We start from the raw sequence: 22152 nt of genomic DNA, 5'->3' as shown, positions 1-22152 counted from the left end.
CGGGGTGTCATGACGCGTCTCGGTCACGTTCTTGCCAGCACCGCCGGCGGCCATGTTCTCGCCGGCACGGCCGGCGGTCTCGCCTTCCTGCTGTTCCATCTGGGGATCGACGCCGGCGTCCCGCTCGCGCTGCTCGCGGCGGGCGGGGCTTACGGCGCCATACGCCTGATCTGGCGCGCCCTCGCGCCCTCGGCCGTTGAGAGCGGCACGGCGGCCCATGACCTCCTGGTCTCGGCGACGGAACGGCTGCGCCGCCTCGAAGCCCTGGGTTTCGCCGCGGTGCCCATGGTCGCGCAGCGGATCGAGACGGTGGTGAGGGCCGCCGCGCTGCTGGTCGCCGATCTCGAACCGCATCCCGAGCGGGCCATGGAGTCGCGCCGGCTGCTGACCTTCTGGCTCGACCTCGCGCTGCGCATCGCGGAACACGATGCGCGGCTGCGGGATTTGAAAGGGGCACGCCACCCTGCTCTTGCCAAAATCTGCGCGATGCTGGACGAGGTGGCCGCCGCATTCGCCGCCCATGCCGATTCGGCGGCGGCGGCCGAATTGTCCCGGCTGGAACTCGACCTCGTGGTGCTCGAACGCAGTCTGGACCAGGAACGCGGCCACGATTGAACGTGGCCTTCAAGGGGAGAGAGAGATGATCGCCGGATCCAAAACCAGGAACAGGCCCAAACGCCGCCTCGTGGCCCTCGCGGCCGGCATCGCGCTGAGCCTCGCGGCCGCCATGCCGGCAGCCCGCGCCCTCGATTTCGACGCCACCGGCGACTATACGGTGCGCGGCCAGAACCCGGGCGAAAGCGGCACCTATGGCGCCGAGATCAGCGTGAAGCTGGTGGGCGAGGTCTATCACCTGGAATGGACCAGCGGCGGCCAGAAGTCGCTCGGCGTCGGGCTCCGCCTGGGCGATACGCTGGCGGTCACCTGGCAGGACCCGGAAACCAAGGAAAGCGCCATCGCGGTCTATATCGTCATGCCCGACGGCGGCCTGAAGGGCCGCTGGGCCCCCTTCGGCGCCGACGTCGCCGGCACCGAGGACTGGACCCGCAAGCCCTGACGCCGCCCGGACCTTGTGCCTGGACGGGTGAAGCGAAGCGCGACAGCCCGCCGGCCCGGAGCCGTCTCGATCCGAAGACGCCGGTGTCGGCCCGCTATCAGCCGCCCGCCAGATCCTCCCCCGCCGCGACGCGGGTGAGGATTTCGGCCCATTGTTCGGCGGGCTGGGCGCCGACCAGGGCCCATTTGCCCTGGATGATGAAGGTGGGAACGCCCGAGATGCCGATCTGGCGGGCCAGCGCATCCTCGCGCCGGATGCGCTCGACGTCGGCGTCGCCGGCGAGGAGCTGGCCGACGATCTCCATGTCCATGCCGACTTCGTCGGCGGCGGCGAGCAGGGAGGCGTCGTCGCCGATGTTCTCGCCCTCGGCGAAATAGCGGCGGAACAGGATTTCGACGAGGTCGGCCTGGACGCCCGCGCTATGGGCCCAGCGCGTCAGGCGATGGGCGTTCAGGCTGGACGGCATGGTCTCGATCGCGGCGAAATCGAAGGGCAGGTCTTCTTCCTGTCCGATCGCCTTCAGGGGCTCGTAGAGGCGCGGCAGTTTCTCCGCCCCGAATTTGGCGGTCAGATAATCGTCGCGCGGCATGCCTTCCGCCGGCATGTCCGGGTTCAGCATGAAGGGGCGCCACAGGCGTTCCACCGCGATGTCGGGCAGGGCCGCCATGGCCCGGTCCAGCCGGCGCTTGCCGATCCAGCACCAGGGGCAGACGGCGTCCGAGACGATTTCGATCGAAATGGGCTGGTTCATGGTCGCAACCTTTCCCCGATCCAGCGCCCGGCATTGTCGATGGCGTCGCGGCCTTCCGACAGCATGGGCGCGAAGAAATGCCAGACGTGGATCATGGCCGGCCAGACTTCCAGCCGCGCCTCGACCCCCGCCGCCCCGAGCTTACCCGCAAGACGCACCGCGTCGTCCAGCAGGCATTCGGCCGAGCCGACATGAATCAGCATGGGCGGCAGGCCCGAAAGATCGCCGAGAAGGGGCGAGGCGAGGGGATCGGCCGTGTCGCGCCCGCCCAGATAGAGGGCGGTGAAATTGTCCAGCACCTCCTTCGAGATGATGGGATCTTCCGCTTCCTTGCCCGTGATCGTGGGCAGGGCATTGGCGAGATCGACCCAGGGCGAGATGCAGAAGCCGGCGCCGGGCAGGGGCAGGCCGGCCGCCCTGGCCGCCAGCATGGCCGCGACGGTCAGACCGCCGCCTGCCGAATCCCCGGCGAAGGCGATGCGCGCGGGCGAAATGCCCATGGCGATCAGGTGGCGATAGGCCGCGACCGCATCCTCCACCGCCGCCGGGAAAGGGTTCTCGGGTGCGAGACGATAGTCGATCGCCAGCGCCGCCACCCGGGCTGCCTTGGCGAGGCCGCGCGCCAGGCCGCGATGGGTGTTGAGGGAGCCGATGGCATAGCCCCCGCCGTGGAAATAGAGGATGGCCGCGCCGGTATCGGCGCCCGGCGGCACGGAGAATTCCGCCGCGCGGCCCGCGATCTCCAGCGTCTCCACCGTGGTCGTGTCGTCGGCCGCCACCGGCGGCGCGATCATCTCGTAGAAGGCGCGGATCTCGTCGACCGTCATCTCGGTGCGGTCCGGGGCGGCATCCAGCGCCGCGCGCACGGCGGCCAATTCCTCGAGACTCATTCGTTTCTCTCCCTTCTTTTATCGTTGGGGCGCATGGTCGCCTTTGCTATGCCGGGCGGCAAGCCACAACAACAGGGGGGAGACATGACTGATTCCACGCAGGGCCAACCGCTTTCCGATAAGCCGCTTTCGGGCCGCCACATCTTCATCACCGGGGCCACGTCGGGTTTCGGCAATCGTTTCGCCCATGTCCTCGGCGGGCTGGGCGCCAGGGTCTCGGTCGCGGGCCGGCGCGTCGAACGGCTCGACGCCCTGGTGGCCGACCTGAAGACGAAGGGGATCGAGGCTTTCGCCGTGCCGCTCGACGTTACCGATCTTCCGGCCATCGCCCCGGCGCTCGACGCGGCGGAAAGCGCCCTCGGTCCGCTCTACGGTCTGGTCAATAATTCGGGCGTGGGCGGCGGTACCTCGATCGAGAAGGAGACGGTCGAGAATTACGACTGGATCATGAACACCAACGTGAAGGCGGTCTACTTCATGGCCCAGGCGGCGGCGCGCCGCTTCATCGAGCGAAAGACCGAGGGACGCATCGTCAACATCGCCTCCATCGCCGGGCTGCGCGTGCTGCCGAAACTGTCGATCTACTGCATCTCCAAGGCGGCGGTGGTGCAGATGACGCGCACCATGGCAATCGAATGGGCGCGCCACGGCATCAATGTGAACGCCATCTGTCCCGGCTATATTGAGACCGAGATCAACAGCGAATTCTTCAGGACCGAAGCCGGCCAGAAATCCATCGCCCGCTTCCCCCGCGCCCGCGTCGGCAAGGTGGAGGATCTGGACGGCATCATTTCCCTGATGCTCGATCCCCGATCCGGCTTCATGACCGGCGCCATCGTGAATGTCGACGACGGTCAATTGCTGATGTGAGGACATCATGGACGACAGCGCCACCTTTCAGGGCAGCCGACGGATCCTGACCGAGATTCTGGGCCCCCAGGCAACCGTGACCTTCGCCGGCCGCGGCGAATTGCCCTCGGCCTTTGCCGTCAGCGATCTGGCGGCGGCGTCGGTGGCGGCGGCCGGGGTCGGGGTGGCCGACTATCTGGCGGCCTTCGACGGCGCGGCCCGGGCCGTGACGGTCGACCGGCGCCTGGCCTCCTTCTGGTTCCAGGCGTCGCTGTTCCCGCTCGGCTGGGATCCGCCGCCCATCTGGGACGCGGTGGCGGGCGACTATCGGGCGGCGGACGGCTGGATCCGGCTCCATACCAACGCGCCCCACCACCGCCGCGCCGCCCTCGGCGTGCTGGGGGTCGGGGCCGACAGGGACGCTGTGGCCCGCGTGGTCGCGCGCCGGTCGGCGGCCGAAATCGAGACGGCGGTGGTCGCGGCCGGCGGCTGCGCGGCGGCGATGCGAACGCCGGCGGATTGGGCGGCAAGCCCGCAGGGCAAGGCCGTGGCGGCGGAACCCCTGATCGACTGGCGCGATACAGGCCCTGCCACCATGCCCGAGGGGCCGGTCGATCCGGTTCGGCCACTTTCGGGGGTCCGCATCCTCGACCTGACGCGGGTGCTGGCGGGACCGGTGGCGACCCGTTTCCTCGCCTGTCTCGGCGCCGACGTGCTGCGCATCGACCCACCCGATTGGGACGAGCCGGCGGCCCTGCTCGAAGTGATGCTGGGCAAGCGCAGCGTCCGGCTCGATCTCCGCGACGAGGGCGATCGGGCCATCTTCGCCCGCCTGCTGGCGGGGGCCGATCTGCTGGTCCACGGCTATCGCCCCGGTGCACTCGACGGTCTCGGTTTCGGTGCCGCGGCGCGCCGGGCCCTTCGCCCCGGCCTGATCGAGGTGACGCTGGATGCCTATGGCTGGACCGGGCCCTGGGCCGGGCGGCGCGGTTTCGACAGTCTGATGCAGATGAGCACCGGCATCGCCGACGCCGGCATGCGGCACTACGCCAAAGATCGCCCGTTCCCGCTGCCGGTCCAGGCTCTCGATCATGCGACCGGCTATCTCATGGCTTTCGCCGCCCTGACGGCGCTCGCGGCCCGTCGGCGGGAGGGACGGGCGATGCAGGCACGCCTGTCGCTGGCCCGCACGGCGCATCTCCTGCTGGCGCATCCGGTCGAAGAGGTCGGCCCGGCGTTCGACCGGGTGGGAGAGGGGGATTTCGGTCCGGCCGTCGAGGAAACCGGGTGGGGCCCGGCAAAGCGGCTGGCGATGCCGCTCGGCGTGGAGAATGTCGTTCTGGGGTCGCCCCTGCCTGCTCGCGTGATTGGGGGCGATACCGCCCGCTGGTGAATGCGGGGCTCAGGACGTCCGCGGAAATCGGGCGGCGGTGCCCGGCGACATGCCGAACATGGCGCTCGGACTGGCGTCACCGGCGACCGCGCGAAAGGCGATTGCCGTTTCGTGATGGATGCTCTCACGGCTCAGGCTGATCGAAACGTCCCGCGCCACGGCGATCCGATGGGCGGCATGGCGGTGCGGCCGACCTTCGTCGGCGGCGCGACATAGACCGCGAAGCCTTCGCCGAAATGGAATTCACCCTTCACGCCGGTGCCGGCCCTTCATGCCCGAATAGAGTGAAATGTCGCCGCTCGGCGTCGGTGTCGCGATCTCCTCCCGTACCTCGGCGAAGCCCGCCGCCTTCATGATCGTCGGAAGCATTCCCGCCATATTGGCCCGCGTATTCTCGAAACCGTCGAGCAGGCGGACCAGTTGAAAACCGAGGCGCGCCCGCGGGCCGCGCTGCACGCCATAATCGGAAATCAGCAGCCGCCCACCCTCCCGCAGCAGGGCGAAGGCATTGTGGAGGATCGCCTGCTTCACCGCCTGCGGGCATTGATGAAGGACCAGGGAAATGGTGACCCAGTCGATGCTGCCCGGCGTGATCGCGGCCGGGGCGTCCTCGCCGCCGGCCGTGACATAGTCGATTGCGATGCCTGCCCGCGCGAACTTCCGTTCGGCGATGGCGCGAACCGCCGGGTCCGGGTCGATGGCGACGATGCGGACGCCGGGTCGCTGCCGCGCCAGCATCAGGGCGAAGCTGCCGGTGCCGGCACCGATATCGACCACGGTCTGCCCCGGTGTCGCGGTCAGGGCCGCCAGCATCCGGCGCCGCCAGATTCCTTCGCGCGTGGCAAGGGCAATGGCGAGATCATAGGCGGCGGTCAGGCTCCGAAAGCCGAGGGCCGGCGTGAAGCGAGGGGTCGGGGGACGCGGATCGGTCATGCCTTTGGAATGACACGTTCCGCGCCGGACGTCTTGAACGTATCGCCTGATCTCAGCGCCGCCCCGGCCGCCTACGCCAGTCCTTCTTCGGTTGCTCGGCCTTGTAGGCGGTCAGCAGCTTGTCGAAGCTGGCGCGCATGGCGTCCTCGATCGCCGGGTTCTTCTCGAGGCGCGAGAGCAGCATGGCGGCGGCTTCGAGGGTGGAGAGGCTTTCGCGGCGGGGTTCCTTCCGCAGTTTGCCGTAGGCGCTGGGCTTGCCGGGGTTGAGCACGAAGCGCCGGCATTTCAGAACCCAGGGGTTCCGCCACCACAGCGTCTTCGCCTGGGACCAGGTGCCGTCCAGCAGGATGACGCCCTGCACGCCCTTGAGGGGATCGAACTGGTCGGCCAGCGGCACGCCCTTGGCGTCGACGGCGACGATCTCGCGGTCCTTGGGCAGGGTCTTGACCTCGGTCGAGCCGAGGTAGAGCACGGCCCATTTCGATGGCGTGGCCTCGCGTCCCAGGGCCTTCGACAGGCTGGCCCAGGAAAGCCCGATGCGGAAATGCGCCTTCTCGAGATGGAGAAGGGCGAGTTTCGCCGTGCCCAGCGCCTTGTCCTGTTCCTGCGGGTGCTGGAGGATCAGCAGTTCCACCTTGTTGGCGATGGGCGTGATGCCCTCGCAGACGCAGAGCTTCGGCACCTTGCCACAGCGCGGGCAGGCTTCCTCTTCCGGGGCGGCCTGGGGAATTTCGTTCATGTCGTCGGTCATGGTGGCGGGATCATGCCCGAAATCCGGGCGCGGACTCACGCGAATATTGCAGGCGGTGCCGCTGCGACACGGGGCCGGAAATTGTGCGCGTGCAGCATGTCGGCGGTTGACGGTTTCGCGCCGGCCCGTATCCTTCTGTTCATGTCGGGCGTCTGCCGGATTCCCGATGCACATATTCCCAGTGGGAGAGATCGGGGCGCCCTCGGGCAGCCCCGGCGCCGAAGGAGCAACCGCCCCGGAAACTCTCAGGCAGAAGGACCGCGGGGAAGACGGCACTCTGGAAAGCAGGCCGGGCGCGTTCGATATGGCGCCCGCCTCACCCAAGGGGTAAGCCGGTGAAGTCTTCGCCGGTCAATCTCTCAGGTCCATCCGACAGAGGGGGCGGCACCGAACGGGACCACCGTTGCGGGCCGGCATCCATTGTCTCTGAGGGGGAGAGTGCTCTTGGCGCCTGGGACCGAGTTGAAGCGAACGCCGCTCCACGATCTGCATCTGGAACTGGGCGGCAAGATGGTGCCTTTCGCCGGCTATGAGATGCCGGTGCAATATCCCGCCGGCATCCTGACCGAACACAAGACCACGCGGGCCGGCGCCGGCCTGTTCGACGTCTCCCACATGGGCCAGGCCTGGCTGGACGGCCCGGACGTCGCCGCCCTGTTCGAGACCCTGGTGCCCGGCGACATCGCGGGGCTGAAACCGGGGCAGATCCGCTACACCCTCCTGATGGCGGAAGACGGCGGCATTCTGGACGATCTGATGGTGACGCGGCCGGTGGACGATACGGACGGCAGCCGCCTGTTCCTGGTCGTCAATGCCGCCTGCAAGGATCAGGACTTCGCCCATATCGCCGAAAGGCTGGCGGGCCGGGCGACGCTCACCCGGCTCGACGATCGCGCCCTTCTCGCCCTGCAGGGGCCGGGGGCGGCGGCGATCATGCGGGGGCTCGGCCCCGCCGCCCTCGACCTCACCTTCATGACGGCGGCGCCGGTCGAGATCGCGGGCGTGCCCTGTCTCCTCTCGCGCTCCGGCTATACCGGCGAGGACGGTTTCGAGATTTCGGTGCCGGCCGGGCGCGCCGTCGACCTCGCCCGGGCGCTCCTCGGCGCGGGGGCGTCGCCGATCGGTCTCGGCGCGCGGGACAGCCTGCGGCTCGAAGCCGGGCTCTGCCTCTACGGTCACGACATCGACACGACGACCGATCCGATCGAAGCCTCGCTCGCCTGGACCGTGCCGAAGCGCCGGCGCGCGGCGGCGGATTTTCCGGGCGCGGCCCGGGTCCTCGCCGCGCTGAAGGACGGCGTTTCGCGCAAGCGTGTCGGCATCCGTCCCCTCGGCCGGGCACCGGCGCGGGAAGGCGTGGCGATCGCCGCGCCCGACGGCGGACCCGAGATCGGCATCGTCACCTCGGGCGGCTTCGGGCCGTCGGTCGAAGGGCCGGTCGCCATGGGCTATGTCCCGCCCGCATATGCCGCGCCCGGCACCAGGATCGACCTTCTCGTCCGGGGCAAGCCGCTGCCGGCCGAAGTCGCCACGCTTCCCTTCACCCCGCATCGCTACGCCAAGCCCTGAAACACGATGCCAAGCCCCGAGAGACCGTCATGACCGTCAAATACACCGAGGATCACGAATGGATCGCCGTCACCGGTAGCACCGGCCGCGTCGGCATCACCGATTATGCGCAGGGCCAATTGGGCGACGTCGTCTTCGTCGACCTGCCGGCGGCCGGGGTTCTGCTGGAGAAGGGCGGCGAGGCGGCCGTGGTCGAATCCGTCAAGGCGGCCTCGGAAGTCTTCGCCCCCGTGACGGGCAAGGTCACGGCCTCGAACGCGCATCTGGAGGCCGAGCCGTCGCTGGTCAATTCCTCGCCGGAAGGCGACGGCTGGTTCTTCGAGGTCGAACTGTCCGACCTCGCCGAACTGGACGGCCTGATGGATGCCGCCGCCTATAAGGACTATGTCGCGTCGCTCGACTGAGGTGGAGTTGCCATGCGTTACCTTCCCCTGACCGGGGCCGACCGGGCCGAGATGCTGGCGGCGATCGGCGTCGCCACCGTCGACGATCTGTTTCGTGACGTGCCCCCGGCGGCCCGGCTTTCCGGGCCCGTCGACCTGCCCGCCCATCAGGGCGAATGGGAGGTCGAGAAGGCGATCGCCGCCATGGCGGCGAAGAACCGGCATTCGGGCGAACTGGCGTCCTTCCTGGGGGCCGGCGCCTATCGTCATCACATTCCGGCGGCGGTCGACCATCTGATCCAGCGTTCGGAATTCCTGACCTCCTATACGCCCTATCAGCCGGAAATCGCGCAGGGCACGCTGCAGTATCTCTTCGAGTTCCAGACCCAGGTGGCGCTGCTGACGGGCATGGAAGTGGCCAATGCCTCCATGTACGACGGCTCGACCGCCTGCGCCGAGGCGGTCGAGATGGCGCGCCGCATCACCGGGCGAAAGCGCGTGGTGCTGTCCGGCAATCTGCACCCGCATTACGCCGAGGTGGTGAAGACCCTGGGCGCCCTGCATGAGACCGAGATCGTGCAGGCGGCACCCAGCCCCGAAGGTGGGGAGGATCTGGTGCACGCCGTCGACGGCGCCACCGCCTGCGTCGTCGTGCAATATCCGGACGTCTTCGGCCATGTCCGCGATTTCTCCGCCCTGGCGGAGAGTGCGCGGGCGGCGGGTACGCTGCTGGTGGTCGCCGTGACCGAGGTGGTGGCGCTGGGCGCGCTGGTGCCGCCGGGCGAGATGGGCGCCGACATCGTGGTCGGCGAGGGGCAGGGCCTGGGCGTCGGTCTCAACTGGGGCGGGCCCTATCTCGGCCTCTTCGCCGCCCGCGCCAAATACGTCCGCCAGATGCCCGGCCGGCTCTGCGGCGAGACCGTGGATGCGGAGGGGCGGCGGGGTTATGTGCTCACCCTCTCGACCCGGGAGCAGCACATCAGGCGCGAGAAGGCGACATCGAACATCTGCACCAATTCGGGCCTCTGTTCGCTCGCCTTCACCATCCATCTCTCCCTCCTGGGGGAGGCGGGGCTGACCAGGCTTGCCGCGCTCAACCACGCCCGCGCGGTGCGGGCGGCCGACAGGCTCGCCGCCGTGCCCGGGGTTACGGTGCTGAACGGCGCCTTCTTCAACGAATTCACCCTGAAGCTGCCGACGGATGCAGCCCCGGTGGTGGAGGCCCTGGTGGCCCGGGGCATCCTGGCCGGGGTGCCGGGGGCGCGCCTCTGGCCCGGACGGGCGGAACTGGCGAACCATCTTCTGGTCGCCGTCACGGAAACCAACACGCCGGCGGAGATCGAAGCCTTCGCCGCCGCGCTCGCCGAGGTGCTGGCATGATGAACCGTCAGGGAAGGGCCACGGCGCCGGGCGATGCGGCAGCGGCGCCGGTGCGGACCGTGCTGGGGCACCGGGGCCTCGATCACGAGGAACCGCTGATCTTCGAACTGGGGCAGGACGGGCGCTCGGGCGTCGATCTGCCCGAGGTGCCGGCGGTGGAAAACCGTCTGGGCGGCCTGGCGCGAAAGGCGGCCATCGCCCTGCCCGGCCTGTCGGAACCCCAGGTGGTCCGGCACTACGTGCGTCTGTCGCGGCGGAATTATGCGATCGACATGGGGCTCTATCCGCTCGGCTCCTGCACCATGAAGCACAACCCGCGCCTGAACGAGAAGCTGGCGCGCCTGCCGGGCCTCGCCGATCTGCATCCGCTGGCGCCGGCCTCGACCACCCGGGGCGCGGTCGAACTCATGGGCACGCTCGCCCATTGGCTGATGGTGCTGACCGGCATGCCGGCGGTCGCCATGAGCCCCAAGGCCGGCGCCCATGGCGAGCTTTGCGGCATCATGGCGATCCGCGCCGCCCTGGTGGCGCGGGGCGAGGGCGAGAGCCGCACCCGCATCCTGGTGCCGGAAAGCGCCCATGGCACCAACCCGGCGACCGCCGCCTATTGCGGCTTCAAGGTCGATCCCGTGCCGGGAACGGCCGACGGCCGCGTCGATCTCGCCGCCCTCAAGGCGAAGCTCGGCCCCGACGTCGCCGCGATCATGCTGACCAATCCCAATACCTGCGGGCTGTTCGAGCGCGAGATCATGGAGATTGCCGAGGCCGTTCATGGCGTCGGCGGCTTCTTCTATTGCGACGGGGCCAATTTCAACGCCATCGTCGGGCGCGTGCGGCCGGGCGATCTGGGCGTCGACGCCATGCACATCAACCTGCACAAGACTTTTTCCACGCCCCATGGCGGCGGTGGGCCGGGGGCGGGGCCGGTGGTCCTGTCCGAAGCCCTGGCGCCCTTCGCGCCCTTGCCTTGGGTGGTCGGGACGGCGGACGGCTATGCCCTGCTCGAGGACGCGGCGGGGCAGAGTTTCGGGCGCATGGCCGCCTTCCACGGTCAGATGGGCATGTTCGTCCGCGCCCTCGCCTATATGATGAGCCACGGCGGGGATGGTCTCGCCCAGGCGGCCTCGGACGCGGTGCTGGCGGCCAATTACATCCAGGCCCGCCTGTCGGACGTGATGACGCCGAGCTTCGACGGCCCCTGCATGCACGAGGCGCTGTTCGACGATCGCTTCCTGAAGGATACGGGGGTGACCACCCTCGATTTCGCCAAGGCGATGATCGACGAGGGTTACCACCCGATGACCATGTATTTCCCCCTGGTCGTCCATGGCGCCATGCTGATCGAGCCGACGGAAAGCGAGAGCCGGGAGAGCCTGGATGCCTTCATCGCCGTGATGCGCACGCTGGCCGAGGCGGCGAAGGCGGGCGAGACGGAACGCTTCGCCGGCGCGCCTCATTACGCTCCCCGCCGCCGCCTGGACGAGACGGCGGCGGCGCGCAAACCCATCCTGCGCTGGACGCCGCCGGCGCCGGCGAAAGCGGCCGAATAAGACGAAATGCCGCTGTCGCCGGCGGCTTCCGTTCTATTTAAGGATGTTCCAAGCGTGTATGATGCTCGCATGTGGATGAATCGCATGCGGGCGGTCGCGCCCCTTCTTCCCTTGCTTCTGGTCGCCGCGTGCCAGGGCAAGCCGCCGGTCGTCAAGGGCGACCATCAGGATCCGACCAAGGCCGTCGCCGCCTCTTCCCTCCAGCCAATGGCTGAAGAGGAGAAGGCGTTTTTCGAAGCCGGCAGGGTCTATTTCGAAGCGGTGGAAGCCGAGAAGATTTTGGTCTCCGACGAAGAGGCGGAAAAAATCTTCGACGAATGGACCGAGGCGGTGATCGACCGTTTCGACGAGGCCACGAGGTATCCGCCCCGCAGCGCGATCATGCGCGCCTCGGGTACCGTGGTGTACGAAATCATGGTGGCGCAGTCGGGCGACATCACGTCGTGCGAGATGATGCATTCCAGCGGCACGCAGTCGCTCGACGATTATACCGGCAAGGCCTATTGCGGCACCGAGCTTCCCCCGATTCCGGAGGCGCTGGGCGTCCAACTCATGCGGATTACGATGCCTGCGCGCTATGAGTTCGTCTGGTAGGGCGGCCGGACCCTATCCAGTTCCCAGCTGATGATCAGCCGGCCGGCGCCGAAGGCGCGGTAGATCCGGTCGAGTGCGTCGTCGAGTCCGTCCAGGCGTTCCTTGTCGGTGACCGCGATCATGAAACGGCTGCGCGCCTCGATACCGAAATCGCGGGCGATCTCGGCACCGAAAGGGCCGAGGGGCGTGGCGTCGTGCAGATGGAAGCGCGTGACGAACAGATCGCCGTTCCGACGGCGCAGCGCGTCGATCAGGTCCTGGGTTTGCCGGCGCGGCAGGGCGCTGTGGCCGAAGTAGCTGATGGTCATGGCGCCATCATGACGGGGGCGAACCGCCCGCGTCTGTGATGCCGGCCACAGCTCGCCAGGGCGCCTCAGAAACCCGAAACGAGGTGACGGTTGGCCTGGAACACCGGGCGCCCGGCGACCACGGTCGCGGCGACGCGGGGCAGGGCGGGGTGTTCGTCGTCCACCAGCACGAAATCGGCCCTCGCGCCGGGGCGGATCGCGCCCCGGTCGGTCATGCCGGCGGCCTGGGCCGGGTTGGCGGAGATCAGTGCCCAGGCTTCGGCGAAGGGCAGGACGCCGTCCCGCGCCAGACGGAAGGCGGCATGCAGCAGCGACGGATAATAATAGTCGGACGCCAGGACCTGACACATGCCGCGCGCCACCATGGGGGCGGCGGCGATCGCGCCGTTGTGGCTGCCGCCGCGCATGACGTTGGGCGCGCCGAGGACGATGGGATCGCCCAGGTCGCGGGCCTGTTCCGCCGCGTCCTCGGTCATCGGGAACTCGCTGATGGCGCAGCCCATCTGGTGGAAGGACAGGCGCTGTGCCCCGTTCATGTCGTCGTGGGAGGCGGCGGCGACGCGCGCCTCCGCGGCGGCCCGGGCGAGGCGGCGGATGGATGCCGGCACCTCGCTGCGCCGGGCCCAGACGCGGGCCAGAAGGTCCTCGAAGTCGTCGACCGGCATTTTCGCCCGCTCCGCGTATTTGTGCAGCTTGGCGGGCTGGCCCAGCAGCTTGTGAAGCGACGGCGTATGGTCGTTGAAGGCCAGCAGGCGGACGCTGCCCTCACGCAGCCATTGCAGGATCTCGGTTTCCGCATCGAGATTGAAGGTCTCGTGGCGCAGGTGGATATGGGTGTCGGCGGACAGGCGGCCGCGCATGTCGGTCAGGGTTTCCTTCAGGCGATGCGCCATGTCGCGGCCGCGAAGGCCCGGTTCCCACGACCAGGTGACGGCATGGAAGGCGGTGGTGATGCCGTTGCCGACGATCTGCAGGTCGGTCTCCTGCAATGCGACGCCGAGCGACACTTCGACGCCGGGACGCGGCATGATCTGGCGCTCGAAGGCATCGCCGTGCAGGTCGACGATGCCGGGCAGGACCAGCAGGCCGCTGGCGTCGATCACGCGGAACGCCGAAAAGCCGGTCGCCCGCGTGGGCCCGGCAATGCGCCCGCCCTCGATGGCGAGCGATCCTTCCTCGATCGTTCCGTCGGGCCAGAGAATGCGGCCCCCCCTGATTTCGACGCGCATCGGCGTGTCCGCTCCGTTGATGTTCGTCGCCCGAGCCTAGCGACGTTGGATTGCAGGGTGGTTACAGATCGCGTGACTTTCGCGTGTCGGTACGCACCCATGCGTCAACTTTGATATGCCGTTAACGCATTGAAAGATCTCGATGAATATGGATGTTTGGCGTATGACATCCATGTTTTGAAGCCGATGGTTCACCCATGTGTCATCAAATCATCATTCTAGTCGTCTAGACCTATGTCGAGGACGGGGCGGGTGCGGCGACATGGCGGCGTCAGTTTTCCAGGGTGAATTGGGCGCGAGGGCCCGAGAATCGGCTGTAGCCGAATTCGATCGGCGTGCCCGCAAGGTCGACGTTCACCGCCTCCGACACCAGAATCGGCTGATTGCGCGGCTGTTGCAGCAGATGGGCATCGGCGGCATCCGGCAATTGCGCCGTGATCCTGGTCACCTTGCGCAGATAGTCGTCTATGCCTCGTTCCGCCAGGGCCTTGGTGATCGAACCGAGGCGGCGGTAATCCTCGATGATACCGTCGAAGCGGGCCTTCGGGAAATAATGGGCGCTGACGCTGAGCGGGCGGCCGTCGGCGAAGGACAGCGTCTCCAGCAGGATCAGCGGCCGCCCGGCGCGGATGGCCAGCGCCTTGGCGATGCGGGCGGGCGCCGGCAGTTCCAGCCCGCGCAGGAAGGTGGAGCCGGGGGTTCGGTCGAGCTTGCGGATGTTCTCGGACAGTCTGGTCCGCTGGCCCAGCGCGTAATCGATGACATCCTCCGCGACGAAGGTGCCGCGGCCCTGTTCGATGCGCACCACGCCCGCTTCCTGAAGGGCGGCGACGGCCCGGCGCAGCGTATGGCGGTTGACGCGGAAGCGCGCGGCCAGTTCGGCCTCCGGCGGCAGACGTTCCCCCGGCTTGGCGACGCCGCGCTTGATCTCGTCCTGCAGGGTTTCGGCGATCTGCGCCCAGATGGCGAGGCCGCGTCCGCGTCTTTCGTCGACCAATGGCACGATAGATCCCCCTTGTCCCGACCGATTTCGGCAGGCATTCTACAGTCATCTAGACGACTAGACAATATGGCGAAGGGCTCATGAACACGGTCGAGAAAACGGAAGCGGCGGCGGACGGCCCGGCTTCGGCCCGGCGCCTTCGTCTCGGTCTGCTGGCGCGGGCCCCGCGTCAGATGCTGGCGGATGCGCTGGCGGGCGTCGCGGGCGGCGCCCCCGCCGTCCGCGTGCTGAAGCCGGCGGAAACCGGCCTCGTCATGGTGCGCGGGCGCGCCGGCGGCACGGGGGAGCGGTTCAATCTCGGCGAAATGACGGTCAGCCGCTGCACCCTTTCGGACGAGGCCGGGCGCATCGGCGTCGGCATGGTCGCGGGGCGCGACCGGGCCAAGGCGGAACTGGTCGCCCGCCTCGACATCTTGCTGCAGGATCCGGCGCACGGCCCCGGTCTGGAACGCGATCTGGTCGCGCCGCTCGCGGCCCGGATCGAAGCGGCGCGGGCCGAACGCGCCGCCAAGGCGGCGGCCACAAGGGTCGACTTCTTCACGATGGTCAGAGGCGATGTCTGAGGGGGCGATGTCCGACGCGGCGCTGATCGACGGGCTTTCGGCCGGTTTCGAGGAGCCGGTCCATCAGGCCCAGGCGGGCTTCCGCGCGGTTCTGTCGGTGCTGTCGCGGCCGGGCCGGGTGGAACGGCTGGCGCGGCCGGCGCGGGCCCCGGCCGGGCTTTCGCCGGCGGCGGCGACCGTGCTCGCCGTGCTGGCCGATCTCGATACGCCGGTCCATCTGGCGGGCGCGGGCAGGGCGGCGGAAGCCTTCGTCGCCGGTTCCTGCGGCGCGCCGCTGGCCGCGACCACGGGCGACGCCGCTTTCGCCGTCGTGCCCGCGGCCGGATTGCTGCCCCTGTCGCGCTTCGCGGCGGGCACCGCCGATTTCCCCGACCGGGCGGCGACCGTGATCGTCGAGGTCTCGTCGCTCGAGACGGGGGAGGTGCTGACCCTCTCCGGCCCCGGCATCGCGGGCGAGACCGTGCTCCGTGTCGCGGGCCTGCCGGCGGGTTTCAAGCATGCCTGGGCCGACCAGCGGCCGGATTTCCCGCTGGGGGTCGATCTTCTGCTCTGCTGTGGCGACCGGGTCGCGGGCCTGCCCCGCACCGTCGCGATCCGATAGGGGCGGCCATGTATGTCGCGGTAAAAGGCGGTGAAGCGGCGATCGACGCCGCCCACGACTGGCTGGCGGAGGAGCGGCGCGGCGATCCCGCGATCCCCGAGGTCACGCCCGACCAGATCGCCGAACAATTGGGCCTGGCGGTCGACCGGGTGATGGCAGAAGCCTCCCTCTACGACCGGGATCTCGCGGCTTTGGCGCTGAAACAGGCCCAGGGCGACGTGATCGAGGCGGTGTTCCTGTTGCGCGCCTATCGCACCACCCTGCCGCGCTTTGGTGCCAGCATGCCGGTCGATACCGCCGCCATGCGCATCGACCGCCGCATCTCGGCGACCTTCAAGGATCTGCCGGGCGGGCAGGTGCTGGGCCCGACCTACGACTATACCCACCGCCTGCTCGACTTCGCCCTGGCGGCGGACGGCGAGGCGCCCGAGGCACCGACGGCCGAGCCCCTGGACCCCGCCATGCCCCGCGTCCTCGACCTGCTGGCGGACGAGGGCCTGATGGAACGCGAGACGCCGCCCGCCGACGAGAGCGGCCCGGTGCCCGATCTGACGCGCGAACCGCTGACCTATCCCGCCGGCCGGCCGCTTCGCCTTCAGGGCCTCGCGCGCGGTGACGAAGGCTTCGTGCTCTCGCTCGGCTATTCGACCCAGCGCGGCTACGGTCGCAATCATCCCTTCGCCGGCGAGATCCGCCAGGGCGCGGTCTCGGTCGAGGTCGATGTGCCGGAACTCGGCTTCGCGGTCGACATCGGCGATCTGGTGGTGACCGAATGCCAGAGCGTCAATCAGTTCAAGGGCGATGCCGAACGTCCGGCCCAATTCACCCGCGGCTACGGCCTCGTCTTCGGCCGGGGCGAACGCAAGGCCATGGCCATGGCCCTGGTCGACCGGGCGCTCAGGGCCGAGGAACTGGGGGAAGCGATCCAGGGTCCGGCCCAGGACGAGGAATTCGTCCTTTCCCACGCCGACAACGTCGAGGCGTCGGGCTTCGTGCAGCACCTGAAACTGCCCCATTACGTCGACTTCCAGGCCGAGCTCCAGCTGGTCCGGGCATTGCGCGCGGCGCGGCGGGACGAGAACAGGGAGGCGGCGGAATGAGCGGCACCGAGGGTTACAATTTCGCCTATCTCGACGAACAGACCAAGCGCATGATCCGCCGCGCCATCCTGAAGGCGGTGGCGGTGCCCGGCTATCAGGTGCCCTTTGCCTCGCGCGAGATGCCCTTGCCCTACGGCTGGGGCACCGGCGGCATTCAGGTGACGGCCTCGGTGCTGGGGGCCGACGACACCTTGAAGGTCATCGACCAGGGCGCGGACGACACCACCAACGCGGTCTCGATCCGCCGCTTCTTCGCGAGGACGGCGGGCGTGGCGACCACCACGCGGACGGCGGAGGCAACCGTGATCCAGACCCGTCACCGCGTGCCCGAAACGCCCCTGACCGGGGACCAGATCCTGGTCTATCAGGTGCCGATCCCGGAACCCTTGCGCTGGCTGGAGCCGCGCGAGGCCGAGACCCGCGCGCTCCACGCCCTCGGCGACTACGGCGTGATGCAGGTCGAGCTCTACGAGGACATCGCCATCCACGGCAAGATCAAGCGCTCCTACGACTATCCGGTCGAGGTCGCGGACCGTTACATGATGAGCCCGAGCCCGATCCCCAAGTTCGACAATCCGAAACTCTCCGACTGTCCGGCCCTGCAATTGTTCGGGGCGGGGCGGGAAAAGCGGATCTACGCCATCCCGCCCCATACCCCGGTGCGCAGCCTGGATTTCGAGGATCACCCCTTCGACATCGATCATCCGGGCACGCCCTGCGCGCTCTGCGGCGATACCGAAAGCTTCCTCGACGAGATCGTGACCGACGACAAGGGCGGGCGCATGTTCGTCTGTTCCGACACCGATCACTGCGCCGAGCGCCAGGCGGAGGCCGGCCATGACGCGTGACGATGCATTGCTCTCGGTCCGCGACCTCGCCCTCGACTACGGCAACGGGCGTGGCGTGCGGGATGTTTCCTTCCGTCTCTGGCCCGGCGAGGTGCTCGGCATCGTCGGCGAGTCCGGTTCGGGCAAGACGACCTTGCTCAAGCTGCTGGGCGGACAATTGGCGCCGGACGCCGGCACCATCCATTACCGCATGGCGGGCGGCGACATGGTCGACCTGAACGACCTTTCCGAAGCCCGCCGCCGCCACCTCGGCCGCACCGAACTCGCCTTCGTGCATCAAAACCCGAGGGATGGCCTGCGTCTCGCGGTCACGGCGGGCGGCAATGTCGGCGAGCGCCTGATGGCCGATGGCGCGCGCCACTACGGCCGGATCCGCGCCGCCGCCCTCGACTGGCTGGAACGGGTGGAGATTGAGGCGGGCCGCGTCGACGATCGGCCCACCACCTTTTCGGGCGGTATGCAGCAACGCCTGCAGATCGCGCGCAATCTCGTCTCCGGGCCCCGTCTCGTCCTGATGGACGAGCCGACGGGCGGCCTCGACGTTTCGGTGCAGGCACGTCTCCTCGACCTGCTGCGCGGGCTGGTCGCCGATCTCGGCCTGACCGTGGTGATCGTCACCCATGACCTCGGCGTCGCGCGGCTTCTCGCCCATCGCCTGATGGTGATGCAGGGCGGCCGCGTGATCGAAAGCGGGCTGACCGATCAGGTGCTGGACGATCCGCGCGAACCCTATACCCAGCTTCTCGTCTCCTCGGTGCTGGCGGCATGACGATGAACCCTCAAACGACCTTGGCGCTGCGCGGCGTCTCCAAGCATTTCGTGCAGCATCTGCGTGGCGGGCTTCGCCTCGACGTGCTCGACCATGTCGATCTCGATGTCGCCCCCGGCGAATGCGTGGTGCTGGACGGGCCGTCCGGCGTCGGCAAATCGACCCTGCTGAAGGTGATCTACGGCACCTATCGGGTCTCGACCGGCCATGTCCGGATCGCCGGGACCGATATCGCGACGGCGGAACCGCGCCAGGTGCTGGCGCTGCGGCGCGACACCATCGGCTACGTCAGCCAGTTCCTGCGCGTGGTGCCGCGCGTCTCCGCCCTGGACATCGTGGCGGAACCGGCCAGGGCACGCGGCGTTTCCACCGGCGAAGCCCGGGACCGCGCCGCCACCCTCTTGCGCCGCCTGAACCTGCCGGAGAAACTCTGGTCCCTGCCGCCGGCGACCTTTTCGGGCGGGGAGCAGCAGCGCGTGAACATCGCGCGCGGTTTCCTGGTCGATTGGCCGCTGCTCCTCCTCGACGAGCCGACCGCCTCCCTCGACGCCGCCAATGCCGAGGTCGTGGCCGATCTGATCGGGGAAGCGCGGGGCAGGGGCGCCGCCATGGTCGCTATCTGCCACGATCAGACCATGCGCACGCGCATCGCGACCCGCCTGTTCGCCATGCGCCCCGCCGAACAGGCTGCCTGATTGTCGTGAGGGATTTGTTTCGATGACCGCAGAGACCGTTCTGACCAATGCACGGGTGGTGATGCGTGACGCCGTGCTGGACGGCGCCACCGTCGTCGTCCGGGACGGGCGGATCGCGGCGGTTCAGCCCGGCATCAGCGGGCTGGCCGCTGCCCATGACCTCGAAGGCGACTTGTTGCTGCCCGGCCTCGTCGATCTCCATACCGACAACATCGAGAAGCACATGATGCCGCGCGTGCGCGTGCCCTGGCCGGCACGGGCGGCGGTGATCGCCCATGATCGCCAGGTGGTGGCCGGCGGCATCACCACCGTGCTCGACAGTCTGGCGGTGGGCGACGTCTGGCCCGACGGCGAACGGGTGAAGACCTTCACCCAGGCGATCGAGGCCTGGCGCGGCGGGCGCGACGCCGGCATGTTCAAGGCCCGCCATGCGCTGCATCTGCGCTGCGAGATCGGCTTCGAACAGGTGGTCGAACTGTTCTCGTCCCTGGTGGACGATCCGGACCTGCGCCTGACCTCGGTCATGGACCACACGCCGGGCCAGCGCCAATTCGTCAATGTCGCCAAATACCGCCAGCAATACCCCCAGATGACCGACGCCGAATTCGACGCCTATGTCGAGAAGCGCCGCAGCCTCCGCGATGCCGTCGGTCCCAAGCATCGGGCCGCGATCATCGCGCTGTCCAGGGCGCGCAACGTCCCTGTCGCCAGCCACGACGACCGGACGGCGGAAGAAGTGGCGGAGGCGCTGGCGGACGGCATCACCCTCTCGGAATTCCCGACCAGCCTGGAGGCCGCGAAGGCGGCCCATGGCCAGGGCATGATGGTGATCGCGGGCGCGCCCAATCTGGTTCGTGGCGGATCCCACAGCGGCAATGTCTCGGTCGCCGATCTGGCGCGGGCCGGCGTGCTCGACATCATGGCGTCGGACTATGTGCCCGCCTCCATGCTGATCGGCGCCTTCGCCCTGCATGACGAGATGGGGATCGGCCTTGCCGACGCCATCGCGACGGTCAGCGCCCACCCGGCGGAGGCGATCGGCATGGACGAAATCGGCAGCATCGCGCCCGGCAAGCGGGCGGACCTGCTTCGGGTGAAACGCCACGACGCCATGCCCGTGGTGGAGACGGTGTGGCGCGACGGCCTTCGGGTGATGTGATGAGCGATCGCCGCTTCGCGGTCTATTGGGCGCCGCCCGAAGGATCGATGCTGCACCGCCTGGGCGCGCAATGGCTGGGCCGCGACCCGGCGACGGGCGAGGCCCGGACCCAGCCCACGGTCTCCCCGGTCACGCCGGCGCGTTTCGCCGACCTGACGGCGGATCCGAGGCGTTACGGTTTCCACGCGACCCTGAAGCCGCCGCTGCGCCTGGCGGCGGGGCGCGGCGCCGACGACTTCCGTGCCGCCGTGACGGCGGCGGCACGGGATTTCCCCGCCTTCGAGGCACCGCCCCTGAAGGTCGGGCGCCTCGGCGGGTTCCTGGCCCTGGTGCCGGACGGCGACATGGCGCCCTGGCGCCGCCTGTCGGATCACGTCGTCCGCGCGCTCGAGCCCTTCCGCGCCCCGGCGGGGGAGGCGGAAGTGGCGAAGCGCCGGGCCCATGGCCTGACCCCGTCCCAGGAAGCGAATCTGACCGGCTTCGGCTATCCCCATCTGTTCGACGACTGGCGCTTCCACATGACGCTTTCGACGCGCCTGACCTCGCCGGAGCGGGAGCGGATCGAGGCCGCCGCGCTCGGCCATTTCGGCGCTCTCGGCCGCAGGCCCATCGCCGTCACCGAAATCTGCCTGTTCGAACAGGTGAACGGCGGCGATTTCACCATCGCATCGCGCCATCCCCTCGGCGCCTGACCAGCCTTGCAGGCGGCCGGTCGCGGCGCCACTATGAACACTTCGACTGCAAGATCGTGGGAAGGGTGGACATGTCGTCGACGGGCAACGAACTGACGGAGAGCAGCCGGGGCGCGCTCATGGTCTCGGTCGACGGCGCACCGCCGCGCCGGATCAGCCTGCGCGCGGCGATGCTTCGCTTCACCCTGCGGCGCATGTTCAAGAACCGCCTGCGCTTCGACATTCCGGTGCAGGTGGTCCGCGCGAGGGTCGAACGCCTGTCGAAGCGCCTGCCGCCGCCGCCCGCCGACGTCGCCCTGGTCGACGTCGACGCGAACGGCGTGCCGGGCCATTGGCTGAACCCCGAGAATGCGACGGAAGACCGCCACATCCTCTATCTCCATGGCGGCGGCTATGTCATGTGCTCGCCGAAGACCCATATCGGCTTCACCTGGCGCATCGCCCGGGCGGCGCGGGCGCGCATGCTGGTGATCGACTATCGTCTGGCGCCGGAACATGCCTTCCCGGCGCAGATCGACGATTGCCTGACCGCCTATCAGCATCTGCTCGACCTCGGCGTGAAGCCGGAGCGGATCGCGGTCATGGGCGATTCGGCGGGCGGGGGGCTTACCTTCGGCCTTCTGATGCGCCTGAAGGCCCTGGGCCTGCCTATGCCGGGCGCGGCGGTCGGCATGTCCCCCTATCTCGACCTGACGGTGACCGGGGATACGCATTTCCTCCATGCCGCGAGCGACCCCATGATTCCGCTGCCGGGCGTGATCTATGGCGCGCGGACCTATCTCCAGGGCGCGGATCCGAAGCATCCCGAAGCCTCGCCCATCTTCGGCGATGCCGCGGGCCTGCCGCCGTGCCTGATCCATGTCGGTTCCGACGAGGTGCTATTGTCGGATTCGACGCGCATGGCGGCCAACCTGCGGGCGGCCGGGGTACCGGTCGAACTGGACATCTGGCACCGGATGCCCCATGTCTGGCATGCCTTTGCCCGCTACATCCCCGAAGGCAGGGCCGCGATCGAGCGGATCGGCGCCTTCCTGCGCGAAGCGATCCGCTGACGGCGCGGGCGGGCTGCGCATAAGGGAGCAGAC

The 22152-nt window shown here is 68.9% G+C and carries 25 protein-coding genes and 1 riboswitch; of the genes, 18 read left to right on the top strand and 7 right to left on the bottom strand.

Annotated elements, in window-relative coordinates:
* Positions 1 to 9 precede the first annotated feature (9 nt).
* Both L2U69_RS05470 and L2U69_RS05465 read left to right on the top strand, forming a co-directional pair.
* Positions 10 to 615, top strand: a complete 606-nt coding sequence (locus L2U69_RS05470; RefSeq protein WP_236105536.1) for a hypothetical protein — start codon at positions 10 to 12, stop codon at positions 613 to 615.
* A 25-nt stretch (positions 616 to 640) separates the two neighbouring features.
* The gene (locus L2U69_RS05465) at positions 641 to 1057 is read left to right on the top strand and encodes a hypothetical protein (RefSeq protein ID WP_236105535.1); all 417 of its coding nucleotides are present in this window, start codon (positions 641 to 643) and stop codon (positions 1055 to 1057) included.
* Between the two features lie 97 nt (positions 1058 to 1154).
* Here the strand turns inward: L2U69_RS05465 and L2U69_RS05460 are convergent, their stop codons facing one another.
* Together L2U69_RS05460 and L2U69_RS05455 are read right to left on the bottom strand one after the other, a co-directional pair.
* Positions 1155 to 1808 carry a DsbA family oxidoreductase gene (locus L2U69_RS05460; protein WP_236105534.1) on the bottom strand — a complete coding sequence of 218 codons (654 nt, stop codon included), beginning with the start codon at positions 1806 to 1808 and terminating at the stop codon, positions 1155 to 1157.
* On the bottom strand, positions 1805 to 2698 hold the full coding sequence (locus tag L2U69_RS05455; RefSeq protein WP_236105533.1) for an alpha/beta hydrolase: 894 nt from the start codon (positions 2696 to 2698) through the stop codon (positions 1805 to 1807). The genes L2U69_RS05460 and L2U69_RS05455 overlap by 4 nt, the downstream gene beginning before the upstream one ends.
* Before the next feature lie 84 nt (positions 2699 to 2782).
* Here L2U69_RS05455 and L2U69_RS05450 point away from each other — a divergent pair, with 84 nt between their 5' ends.
* Together L2U69_RS05450 and L2U69_RS05445 are read left to right on the top strand one after the other, a co-directional pair.
* Positions 2783 to 3568, top strand: a complete 786-nt coding sequence (locus L2U69_RS05450) for an SDR family NAD(P)-dependent oxidoreductase (RefSeq protein WP_236105532.1) — start codon at positions 2783 to 2785, stop codon at positions 3566 to 3568.
* A gap of 7 nt (positions 3569 to 3575) precedes the next feature.
* A complete protein-coding gene (locus tag L2U69_RS05445; protein WP_236105531.1) occupies positions 3576 to 4940 on the top strand; it encodes a CoA transferase in 1365 nt (454 codons plus the stop codon).
* Between the two features lie 243 nt (positions 4941 to 5183).
* Here L2U69_RS05445 and L2U69_RS05440 read toward each other — a convergent pair whose 3' ends face one another.
* Positions 5184 to 5873, bottom strand: a complete 690-nt coding sequence (locus tag L2U69_RS05440) for a class I SAM-dependent methyltransferase (RefSeq protein ID WP_236105530.1) — start codon at positions 5871 to 5873, stop codon at positions 5184 to 5186.
* A gap of 52 nt (positions 5874 to 5925) precedes the next feature.
* Positions 5926 to 6624 carry a tRNA-uridine aminocarboxypropyltransferase gene (locus L2U69_RS05435; protein ID WP_236105529.1) on the bottom strand — a complete coding sequence of 233 codons (699 nt, stop codon included), beginning with the start codon at positions 6622 to 6624 and terminating at the stop codon, positions 5926 to 5928.
* Positions 6625 to 6796: 172 nt separating this feature from the next.
* Positions 6797 to 6895, top strand: a riboswitch (glycine riboswitch).
* 173 nt (positions 6896 to 7068) lie between these two features.
* Here L2U69_RS05435 and gcvT point away from each other — a divergent pair.
* The 5 genes from gcvT (at position 7069) to L2U69_RS05410 (ending at position 12100) form a co-directional block, all read left to right on the top strand.
* Positions 7069 to 8193 carry a glycine cleavage system aminomethyltransferase GcvT gene (gcvT, locus tag L2U69_RS05430; RefSeq protein WP_268967220.1) on the top strand — a complete coding sequence of 375 codons (1125 nt, stop codon included), beginning with the start codon at positions 7069 to 7071 and terminating at the stop codon, positions 8191 to 8193.
* 29 nt (positions 8194 to 8222) lie between these two features.
* Entirely contained in the window at positions 8223 to 8597 is a 375-nt protein-coding gene (gene gcvH / locus L2U69_RS05425; protein ID WP_236105528.1) for a glycine cleavage system protein GcvH, read from the top strand.
* 12 nt (positions 8598 to 8609) lie between these two features.
* A complete protein-coding gene (gene gcvPA, locus L2U69_RS05420) occupies positions 8610 to 9956 on the top strand; it encodes an aminomethyl-transferring glycine dehydrogenase subunit GcvPA (RefSeq protein ID WP_236105527.1) in 1347 nt (448 codons plus the stop codon).
* On the top strand, positions 9956 to 11506 hold the full coding sequence (gene gcvPB, locus L2U69_RS05415; protein ID WP_236105797.1) for an aminomethyl-transferring glycine dehydrogenase subunit GcvPB: 1551 nt from the start codon (positions 9956 to 9958) through the stop codon (positions 11504 to 11506). The genes gcvPA and gcvPB overlap by 1 nt, the downstream gene beginning before the upstream one ends.
* Positions 11507 to 11590: 84 nt before the next feature.
* Positions 11591 to 12100: a TonB family protein gene (locus L2U69_RS05410; RefSeq protein ID WP_236105526.1), complete on the top strand. Its 510-nt coding sequence runs from the start codon at positions 11591 to 11593 to the stop codon at positions 12098 to 12100.
* On the opposite strand, the gene L2U69_RS05405 is transcribed toward L2U69_RS05410, so the two are convergent.
* The 3 genes from L2U69_RS05405 to phnF form a co-directional block, all read right to left on the bottom strand.
* Positions 12082 to 12408 (bottom strand): hypothetical protein, encoded by a 327-nt coding sequence (locus L2U69_RS05405; protein WP_236105525.1) that lies wholly within the window; start codon positions 12406 to 12408, stop codon positions 12082 to 12084. The genes L2U69_RS05410 and L2U69_RS05405 overlap by 19 nt on opposite strands.
* Before the next feature lie 65 nt (positions 12409 to 12473).
* On the bottom strand, positions 12474 to 13637 hold the full coding sequence (locus L2U69_RS05400) for an alpha-D-ribose 1-methylphosphonate 5-triphosphate diphosphatase (RefSeq protein ID WP_236105524.1): 1164 nt from the start codon (positions 13635 to 13637) through the stop codon (positions 12474 to 12476).
* Between the two features lie 271 nt (positions 13638 to 13908).
* Complete coding sequence (gene phnF / locus L2U69_RS05395) at positions 13909 to 14640, bottom strand: phosphonate metabolism transcriptional regulator PhnF (RefSeq protein WP_236105523.1); 732 nt, start codon at positions 14638 to 14640, stop codon at positions 13909 to 13911.
* 80 nt (positions 14641 to 14720) lie between these two features.
* Here phnF and phnG point away from each other — a divergent pair, with 80 nt between their 5' ends.
* From phnG to L2U69_RS05350, 9 genes are all read left to right on the top strand, one after another.
* On the top strand, positions 14721 to 15203 hold the full coding sequence (gene phnG, locus L2U69_RS05390; RefSeq protein WP_236105522.1) for a phosphonate C-P lyase system protein PhnG: 483 nt from the start codon (positions 14721 to 14723) through the stop codon (positions 15201 to 15203).
* Between the two features lie 7 nt (positions 15204 to 15210).
* Positions 15211 to 15804 carry a phosphonate C-P lyase system protein PhnH gene (gene phnH, locus L2U69_RS05385; protein ID WP_236105521.1) on the top strand — a complete coding sequence of 198 codons (594 nt, stop codon included), beginning with the start codon at positions 15211 to 15213 and terminating at the stop codon, positions 15802 to 15804.
* 8 nt (positions 15805 to 15812) lie between these two features.
* A complete protein-coding gene (locus L2U69_RS05380) occupies positions 15813 to 16904 on the top strand; it encodes a carbon-phosphorus lyase complex subunit PhnI (RefSeq protein ID WP_236105520.1) in 1092 nt (363 codons plus the stop codon).
* Positions 16901 to 17752 (top strand): alpha-D-ribose 1-methylphosphonate 5-phosphate C-P-lyase PhnJ, encoded by an 852-nt coding sequence (locus L2U69_RS05375; RefSeq protein ID WP_236105519.1) that lies wholly within the window; start codon positions 16901 to 16903, stop codon positions 17750 to 17752. The genes L2U69_RS05380 and L2U69_RS05375 overlap by 4 nt, the downstream gene beginning before the upstream one ends.
* On the top strand, positions 17742 to 18521 hold the full coding sequence (gene phnK / locus L2U69_RS05370) for a phosphonate C-P lyase system protein PhnK (protein ID WP_236105518.1): 780 nt from the start codon (positions 17742 to 17744) through the stop codon (positions 18519 to 18521). Before L2U69_RS05375 ends, phnK begins: the two co-directional genes overlap by 11 nt.
* 2 nt (positions 18522 to 18523) lie before the next feature.
* On the top strand, positions 18524 to 19216 hold the full coding sequence (phnL, locus tag L2U69_RS05365; protein ID WP_236105517.1) for a phosphonate C-P lyase system protein PhnL: 693 nt from the start codon (positions 18524 to 18526) through the stop codon (positions 19214 to 19216).
* Between the two features lie 22 nt (positions 19217 to 19238).
* On the top strand, positions 19239 to 20375 hold the full coding sequence (locus L2U69_RS05360; RefSeq protein WP_236105516.1) for an alpha-D-ribose 1-methylphosphonate 5-triphosphate diphosphatase: 1137 nt from the start codon (positions 19239 to 19241) through the stop codon (positions 20373 to 20375).
* Positions 20375 to 21067: a DUF1045 domain-containing protein gene (locus L2U69_RS05355; RefSeq protein ID WP_236105515.1), complete on the top strand. Its 693-nt coding sequence runs from the start codon at positions 20375 to 20377 to the stop codon at positions 21065 to 21067. Before L2U69_RS05360 ends, L2U69_RS05355 begins: the two co-directional genes overlap by 1 nt.
* Before the next feature lie 71 nt (positions 21068 to 21138).
* The gene (locus tag L2U69_RS05350) at positions 21139 to 22119 is read left to right on the top strand and encodes an alpha/beta hydrolase (RefSeq protein WP_236105514.1); all 981 of its coding nucleotides are present in this window, start codon (positions 21139 to 21141) and stop codon (positions 22117 to 22119) included.
* Positions 22120 to 22152 lie beyond the last annotated feature (33 nt).

The organism is Zavarzinia marina, from assembly GCF_021568905.1.
Lineage (GTDB): Bacteria > Pseudomonadota > Alphaproteobacteria > Zavarziniales > Zavarziniaceae > Zavarzinia > Zavarzinia marina.
The sequence above is the reverse complement of the archived record's forward strand: the minus strand, read 5'-3'. Positions and strand labels throughout refer to the sequence as shown.

Excerpts from the sequence above, each read along its gene's own strand:
- L2U69_RS05465 (WP_236105535.1), top strand. The coding sequence starts at position 641 with ATGATCGCCGGATCCAAAACCAGGAACAGGCCCAAACGCCGCCTCGTG.
- gcvPA (WP_236105527.1), top strand. The coding sequence starts at position 8,610 with ATGCGTTACCTTCCCCTGACCGGGGCCGACCGGGCCGAGATGCTGGCG.
- phnH (WP_236105521.1), top strand. The coding sequence starts at position 15,211 with ATGTCCGACGCGGCGCTGATCGACGGGCTTTCGGCCGGTTTCGAGGAG.
- gcvH (WP_236105528.1), top strand. The coding sequence starts at position 8,223 with ATGACCGTCAAATACACCGAGGATCACGAATGGATCGCCGTCACCGGT.
- L2U69_RS05410 (WP_236105526.1), top strand. The coding sequence starts at position 11,591 with ATGCGGGCGGTCGCGCCCCTTCTTCCCTTGCTTCTGGTCGCCGCGTGC.
- L2U69_RS05405 (WP_236105525.1), bottom strand. The coding sequence starts at position 12,408 with ATGACCATCAGCTACTTCGGCCACAGCGCCCTGCCGCGCCGGCAAACC.
- L2U69_RS05440 (WP_236105530.1), bottom strand. The coding sequence starts at position 5,873 with ATGACCGATCCGCGTCCCCCGACCCCTCGCTTCACGCCGGCCCTCGGC.
- L2U69_RS05360 (WP_236105516.1), top strand. The coding sequence starts at position 19,239 with ATGACCGCAGAGACCGTTCTGACCAATGCACGGGTGGTGATGCGTGAC.
- L2U69_RS05350 (WP_236105514.1), top strand. The coding sequence starts at position 21,139 with ATGTCGTCGACGGGCAACGAACTGACGGAGAGCAGCCGGGGCGCGCTC.
- phnG (WP_236105522.1), top strand. The coding sequence starts at position 14,721 with ATGAACACGGTCGAGAAAACGGAAGCGGCGGCGGACGGCCCGGCTTCG.
- L2U69_RS05355 (WP_236105515.1), top strand. The coding sequence starts at position 20,375 with ATGAGCGATCGCCGCTTCGCGGTCTATTGGGCGCCGCCCGAAGGATCG.
- L2U69_RS05450 (WP_236105532.1), top strand. The coding sequence starts at position 2,783 with ATGACTGATTCCACGCAGGGCCAACCGCTTTCCGATAAGCCGCTTTCG.
- L2U69_RS05380 (WP_236105520.1), top strand. The coding sequence starts at position 15,813 with ATGTATGTCGCGGTAAAAGGCGGTGAAGCGGCGATCGACGCCGCCCAC.
- phnL (WP_236105517.1), top strand. The coding sequence starts at position 18,524 with ATGAACCCTCAAACGACCTTGGCGCTGCGCGGCGTCTCCAAGCATTTC.
- L2U69_RS05445 (WP_236105531.1), top strand. The coding sequence starts at position 3,576 with ATGGACGACAGCGCCACCTTTCAGGGCAGCCGACGGATCCTGACCGAG.
- L2U69_RS05460 (WP_236105534.1), bottom strand. The coding sequence starts at position 1,808 with ATGAACCAGCCCATTTCGATCGAAATCGTCTCGGACGCCGTCTGCCCC.
- L2U69_RS05455 (WP_236105533.1), bottom strand. The coding sequence starts at position 2,698 with ATGAGTCTCGAGGAATTGGCCGCCGTGCGCGCGGCGCTGGATGCCGCC.
- L2U69_RS05470 (WP_236105536.1), top strand. The coding sequence starts at position 10 with ATGACGCGTCTCGGTCACGTTCTTGCCAGCACCGCCGGCGGCCATGTT.
- L2U69_RS05375 (WP_236105519.1), top strand. The coding sequence starts at position 16,901 with ATGAGCGGCACCGAGGGTTACAATTTCGCCTATCTCGACGAACAGACC.
- gcvPB (WP_236105797.1), top strand. The coding sequence starts at position 9,956 with ATGAACCGTCAGGGAAGGGCCACGGCGCCGGGCGATGCGGCAGCGGCG.
- phnK (WP_236105518.1), top strand. The coding sequence starts at position 17,742 with ATGACGCGTGACGATGCATTGCTCTCGGTCCGCGACCTCGCCCTCGAC.
- L2U69_RS05400 (WP_236105524.1), bottom strand. The coding sequence starts at position 13,637 with ATGCGCGTCGAAATCAGGGGGGGCCGCATTCTCTGGCCCGACGGAACG.
- L2U69_RS05435 (WP_236105529.1), bottom strand. The coding sequence starts at position 6,624 with ATGACCGACGACATGAACGAAATTCCCCAGGCCGCCCCGGAAGAGGAA.